At 73.6% G+C, this 6,356-nt stretch carries 2 protein-coding genes and 1 pseudogene; 2 read left to right on the top strand and 1 reads right to left on the bottom strand.

Annotated features, from left to right (window positions below):
* Positions 1 to 182 precede the first annotated feature (182 nt).
* Positions 183 to 941, bottom strand: coding sequence for a GOLPH3/VPS74 family protein (locus tag MW084_RS11850; RefSeq protein WP_010473732.1), 759 nt, complete (start codon positions 939 to 941; stop codon positions 183 to 185).
* A 179-nt stretch (positions 942 to 1,120) separates the two neighbouring features.
* Here MW084_RS11850 and MW084_RS11845 point away from each other — a divergent pair, with 179 nt between their 5' ends.
* Both MW084_RS11845 and MW084_RS11840 read left to right on the top strand, forming a co-directional pair.
* A complete protein-coding gene (locus tag MW084_RS11845; RefSeq protein WP_010473730.1) occupies positions 1,121 to 4,432 on the top strand; it encodes a serine hydrolase in 3,312 nt (1,103 codons plus the stop codon).
* Between the two features lie 217 nt (positions 4,433 to 4,649).
* Positions 4,650 to 6,287: pseudogene (locus tag MW084_RS11840) on the top strand (MFS transporter); the annotation flags it as partial.
* Between the last annotated feature and the right edge of the window lie 69 nt (positions 6,288 to 6,356).

Raw genomic sequence — 6,356 nt, 5'->3', positions numbered from 1 at the left:
GCCCCGCCCGGTCCGTGGAGGACCTGGCGGGGCGGAGGCGCGGTGCACGTGGTGCGGTGCGCGTCGTGCGGTGTGACGTGGTGCGGTGCGCGTCGTGTGACGTGACGTGGTGCGGTGTGACGTGCGTGTGCCGTCCCGCGGCGCGGCGCCGCGGGACGGCCGGGACGCCCGGGGTACCGGGCTCAGCGGGCGGCGGCGCGGGCCATGGAACCCTGCCCGGGTCGCGAGGGCGACCGCATCGGGACCGCGGCGGCCTGGCGGCCGGCGCCCCCCGGTGCGGGGGTACGGCCCGGTGCGGCGGCACGGCCCGGCTGCGCACCCACGCCGTTCTGGACGTCCATCACGGCGTGCGCCACGAGACCGCCCATGGGGTCGTGCCTGATCAGGTCCCGGAGCCGCGAGCGCGAGGAGCGCCCCTCGTTCCCCGGGTACAGGTGCTTGCCGAGCCCGACCGCATGGGCGAGCGCGGCCAGCGCGGCGGTCCGCGGGTCCGGCGGCACACCGGTGCGGATCGCGCTGTCCAGCCGGGCCCTGATCTCCCGGCTGATGGCCGTGTCCGTCGCCTGGTAGCGGGTCGTCGGCAGTATCCCGCACATCTGGCCCTCGACGGCATGGACCATGCCGCACCGCTCCAGATGCGAGAGATACGTCTGACGCAGCCCCAGCCGGGGCCCGCCTATCCAGTGGACGGCCCGTACCGGACTGCCGCGCCTGCGCAGCAGCTCCAGTGCGGAGTCCAGCGTCGGATCTCCTGTCGGCCGTGGCATCACCACGGCGATACGATCCCCGTCAGGGGCTATCCGTCCTGCCAGAGCCAGCTCCACTAGCTGTGCTCCGGCCAGGCCGAGGTCGAGCGACTGCGGCTGCGCTGTGGTACCCGTGGCCGGGTCCAGAGCGAGCAGCAGAAGCTCCTCCGGAAGTGTTCTTCGGCTCCTGCCCATCCATGCCTCCCCGCGTGGATGAATGACAGGGTGACCCCTCTCACATTCATCTGTCGAGAGTGCCCGGGTGCTTCGTACGGGAACCGGTAGGTATGTCGTTCTCGTCTCGCACGGAGTGCCGGGCGCCCACACAGGACACTGGTACACGGTTCGGACAATGCGTTGGTTGAGGAGGCACGGTGGCGGGCGAGTCCCCCGACAAGTCGGAGCAGCGTAGGTCTTCGGGGGAGACGGCTGCGGGCGGCCGTGATCCGCGGCTCGCCTCCTTCGGCGACGCGGCCCCGGCCGGAGTGGACCGGTCGACGGCGGTCTTCGGGACCGCGGAACCGGCCGCGGAGGGGGCGGGGGCGGAGGAGCCGCAGTCCGTGAAGCCGTCGCTGGTCGCCCAGCGCAGGGAGGCCGGGGCGGCGGAGTCGTCCGGGACGGCGCAGCAGGCGGGGCCTGTCGGGGCGACCGGGCTGGTCGGGGCGGTCGGGCCGGCCGAGCGAGTGGAGTCGGAGTCGGAGTCCGTGGAGGCGGGAGAGGCCGTGGAGGCGGCGAGGCCCGCGGAGGCCAGAGCAGCCGTGGAGGCCAGAGCAGCCGTGGAGGCCAGAGAAGCCGTGGAGGCCAGAGAAGCCGCGGAGGCGGAGACCTCGGAGGAACCGTCCGCCGGGCCTCTTGCCCCCTCCGCCGAGCACCTCTCCTCCGCCGGTGGCACCTCGACCGGGTCCGCCTCCACCCCTGAGCCCGCTTCCTCCGCCGACCCCGAGGCGCCCGATGTGTCGCGCGGGGTGAACGGCACCGGAGCAACGGATTCCCCCGAGCCGTCCCGCCCCCTGGGCGACTTCGCCGCCGACGAGGGTGCCGACCTCGACGAGGCGTCCACGGGCGGCCCCGCCACGATGGAGCCGCCCGGCGAGGGCGAGACCGACGCGGTTCCCGAGGAGGACCGGGACACCGCTGCGACCCCCCTGACCTCCGAGGCATCCGGCGATGTCGAGACGCCCGGCGATGTCAAGGTGCCCGGCGATGTCGAGACGCCCGCGGCGACCGTGTCGGCCGACGCGGGTGCGGCGACCGAGGAGTCCGGTACCGGGAACGTCACCGTGACCGGCCCGCGGAGGCCGAAGGCGGCCGAAGGGGGAACTCCCGCCGCGCCGGAGCCGGCCCGCGCTCCTGAGGCGGATGCCGACGAGGCTTACGGAAGGAGCGCGGAGGAGGCTTCCGGGTCGGACACGAGCCGGAAGGGCCTTGCCGAGACGGACGCCGGCGAGGGCTCGGGGCCGAGTGCGGTCGAGGGCTCCGGGACGAGCGCGGAGAAGACCCCCGAGGCGGCTGCGGACGAGGACTCCGAGACGGATGGGGGGGAGGGTTCCGGGGCGCCCCGGGCATCCGGCGCCTCCCCGGTCTCCGAGCGCCGGTCCGGATCCGACTCCGGAGCTGAGCCCGTCCCCACTTCCGAGCCGGAGCCGAAGCCCGTCTCCGAGCCGGCAACCGAAACCTCGTCCGTCTCCGTCTCCGTCTCCGCGACCGAAACCTCGTCCGGGACCGAGTCCGGGTCCGGCTCCGAGGCCACCTCCGACTCCGTTTCCGGCTCCCGGGCCGGTTCCGGGTCCGAGGCTGTCTCCGGGCGTTCCCGCGGGTCCGAGGCCACCTCCGGCTCCCGGGTCGGCTCCGGATCCGGGCCCGCCTCCGAAGCCACCTCCGGCTCCCGGACCCTCCCCGGGTCCGAGTCGGCCTCCGAGCCCCTTTTCAGATCCGCGACCGAGTCCGAGCCCGCCTCCGGGCCCGGTTCGGAGACCGAGTCCGCCTCCGGCTCCGAGTCCGAGCGCGGACCCGGGTCCGAGTCCGATCCGGAGGCCGAGTCCAGCTCCGGCTCCGGGGCCGGGGCCGTGGACCAGCCCACCGCCGTGTTCAAGGCACCTTCGCTCGGTACCGCGGCGAAGCCGGTCGACGAGAAGCCCGCACCCAGGTGGGCGGCCGGGGCCGATGGTGACGGAGAACGCCCTGACAAGCCCGTGCCGCCGCAGTCCGACGAGGCCCGTGCCGCCGCGCGCGCCAGCACGGCCGCACAGGCCCCCACCGCGGTGGCCGGCACCCGGTCCCGTACCGCGACCGCCGAGGCGACCGGCGCCGCCCCCGTGGACGACGCCGAGGCGACCGCGGCGGTCACCCCGCCGTCCCTCACCGAGGCGGAGCGCACCAAGCAGCAGCCTTTGCCGCCGCGTCCGCCGCTCGACCTGCTGGCCGAGCTGACGAACACGCCGCCTCCACCGGACACCCCGGTCCGCACGCTGGTCCGCCGCGTCAAGATCTGGACTCCGCTGGTCGTCCTCCTGGCGATCGTCTTTGCGACCGTACAGTTGCTCCGCCCGCTGCCCACTCCGTCGCTGACGCTGTCCGCCGACACCACGTACACCTTCGAGGGCGGCAGTCTGAAGATGCCGTGGCCCACCGAGGGCCAGGGCGCAGTCGAGGTCGAGGGCGTCGGGGTGATCGGCACGTACGGGCCGCAGACCCCCGCGCCGACCGCGAGCGTCGCCAAGGCGATGACGGCGTACGTGATCCTCCGCGACCACCCGATCAAGGACAAGGACTCCGGCCCGAAGATCAGGATCGACCAGAAGACGGAGGACCAGGCGAGCAACCCCGACTGGTCCACCGCGCCGGTCGAGGCGGGGCAGGAGTACACGCAGGGCGAACTGCTCCAACTGTTGATGGTCCGCTCCGCCAACAACGTCGCCCATCTGCTGGCGCGTTGGGACGCGCGCTCGGAGAAGGCTTTCGTCCAGAAGATGAACGCCACCGCCAAGAGCCTCGGCATGACCGACACGGTGTACACGGACGCGAGCGGCTTCGACAAGGGCACCGTCTCCACGCCCAAGGACCAGCTGAAGCTGGCGAAGGCGGCGATGAAGTCCAAGGTGTTCCGGCAGATCGTCGACATGCCGAACGTGAAACTGCCGCAGATCGGCCGCCAGTTGGAGAACGGCAACACCATCCTCCTCAAGGACGGCGTCAACGGCATCAAGACCGGCACGTCCACTCCTGCGGGCGGCAACCTCCTGTGGTCCGCGAACACGGTCGTCGACGGTGAGGTGCGGCGCGTCCTCGGCGTCGTGATGAACGTCAAGTCCCCCGCGACGCTCTCCGAGAGGACGAAGCTCGCCGTCGAGATGTACAGCTACGGCCTCATCCGGACCGCGCAGGACGGCGTCGTCTCGGCGACGGCCGTGAGGAAGGGCGATGTCGTCGGGTACGTCGACGACGGTCTCGGAGGCCGCACTCCGGTCGTCGCGACGAAGGACCTGAAGCCGGTCGGCTGGGCCGGCCTGAGGGTCGAGCTGAAGCTCACCGCGGGCAAGGGCGGGGTGCCGGGCTCGGCCGCCCAGGGCGACGTCGTCGGCGAACTGGCCGCCGGTTCCGGGGAAGGCCGGGTCAGCGTGCCCGTCGCCCTCCAGCGGGCCCTGGAGGAGCCGGGCTTCGGCGCGAGGCTGACACGCCTCGGCTGACGCACAGCGCACGACGCCGGGGTGCCCCGTCCACCGGGGCGCCCTCGCGTACGGCCCGACAGGGGAGTGACGAGTGACGACCACGCGACCGCCCGCCGCCCGCGCCTGGCGCCGCCGTGCCGGATCCCGCGCCGGGCACCCGGCAGTCGACCGGATGGATCCGGCGACCGGCCCTGATGGTTCGGCGGCCGAACCGGGTCGGCCGGTGGCCGGTTCGATGAGCCCGGTCGGCGTCGTCGTCACGGCGGCGGTCCTCGCGGCGGTCCTGCACGCCGGGTGGTTCCTGTTCGTCGCGAACAGCGGCGGCGACTTGGCCGCACAGGACGCCTGGGCCGGTTTCGCGGACCGGCACCCCGACTCGGCGTACAACCTCGCCTGGTACGGCGGGGTGCACACCATGTCGTACAGCGTGCTCTCGCCGTACATGATGGCGCTGCTGGGCGTGCGGACGACGATGATGGCCGCAGGGACGGTCTCCGCCGCGCTCACCGCCCTGCTCCTGGTGCGGGCGCGGGCCGTCCGCAACCCGCTCGCCTGCTCGCTGGCCGCGGTCGTCGCCCTGCTGGGCAACGCCCTGTCGGGGCGGGTGACGTTCGGCCTGGGCCTGGTGTTCGCGCTGGGCGCGGTGGCGGTCGTGTTCTGCGGTCGGTGGCCCCGACCGCGCGCCCCGCGCCCGAACCGCGCGGTGCGAGGCGTCACCACGGCGCTCCTGGCGGGTACGGCGACCGCGGCGAGCCCGGTCGCGGGACTGTTCCTGGGTGTTGTCGCGGTGGCGTTGTTCCTGGGCGGGCGGCGGCCCGCCGCGTACGCGCTGGGCGTGCCGCCGGTCCTGGTGGTCGCGGGGTCCGCATTGCTGTTTCCCTTCTCCGGCACGCAGCCGATGGCGTTCGGGACGGTACTGCTGCCGCTGGTGTTCGGCGTGCTGTGTCTGCTGGCGGTGGACCGGACGTGGCACACGGTCCGTACGGCGTCCGCCGTGTACGCGGTCGGCACGCTCCTCGTCTGGCTGGTCGACTCGCAGATCGGCTCGAACATGACGCGGCTGCCCATGCTCTTCGCGGGCGTGGTACTGCTGGCCGCCGTGCCGTACGCGGCGTCACGGCGGGCCCGCTACGCACTGGTCGCCGCGCTGGTGGTGTTCCACGGGTGGGTCGGGTTCAAGAGCGTCGACGATGTGCTGGTGACCACGCCCCACACGTCGTGGTCCCCGCAGGCGACGCGGCCGCTCCTCGACGAGCTGGAGCGGCGCGGCGCCGAACGGGCCCGGGTGGAGGTCGTCCCGGCCCGCAGCCACCGCGAGTCCAGTGCGCTCGCCCCGTACGTCACACTGGCGCGCGGCTGGAACCGCCAGGCCGATCTGGAACGCAACCCGGTCTTCTACGACGGCTCCCTGACCGCCGCGAGCTACCGGGCGTGGCTGGACCGGTGGGCCGTCCGGTACGTCGTCCTGCCCACCGGCACACCCGACACGGGCGCCCGCGAGGAGACCGCCCTGATCGAGGGTGGGCTGCCGTACCTGGACCCGGTGTGGTCCGACACCAATTGGCGCCTCTTCTCCGTGCGGAACGCGGTGCCCCTGGCAGGCCCCGGGACGGTGGTCGACAGGGCTGCGGCGGACCGCATCACGCTGCGTGTGGAGAAACCGGGCAAGGTCCTCGTCAGGGTCCCGTACTCGCCCTGGCTGTCACTGGTGGACGAGCGGGGCGAACGCCTGGCACCGCCGGAGGACAGCGGAGCCGGACCCTGCCTCCGCAGGGCCGCCCGTACGGCGGACGGCGACGAGTGGACGGAACTCCTGGCGCCCTCGGCCGGGACGTACCACCTGGCCTCGCCCTACACCCTCCCCCCACGGGGANCCCCNTGCCCTCCTCACCGGACCCCGTGACGCTGCCGGACGGGCCGTGCGCATCGCCCACGGATCGGC

The organism is Streptomyces sudanensis (assembly GCF_023614315.1).
Lineage (GTDB): Bacteria > Actinomycetota > Actinomycetes > Streptomycetales > Streptomycetaceae > Streptomyces > Streptomyces sudanensis.
Note: the sequence above shows the minus strand (reverse complement) of the source record. Positions and strands in the feature narration are given on the sequence as shown.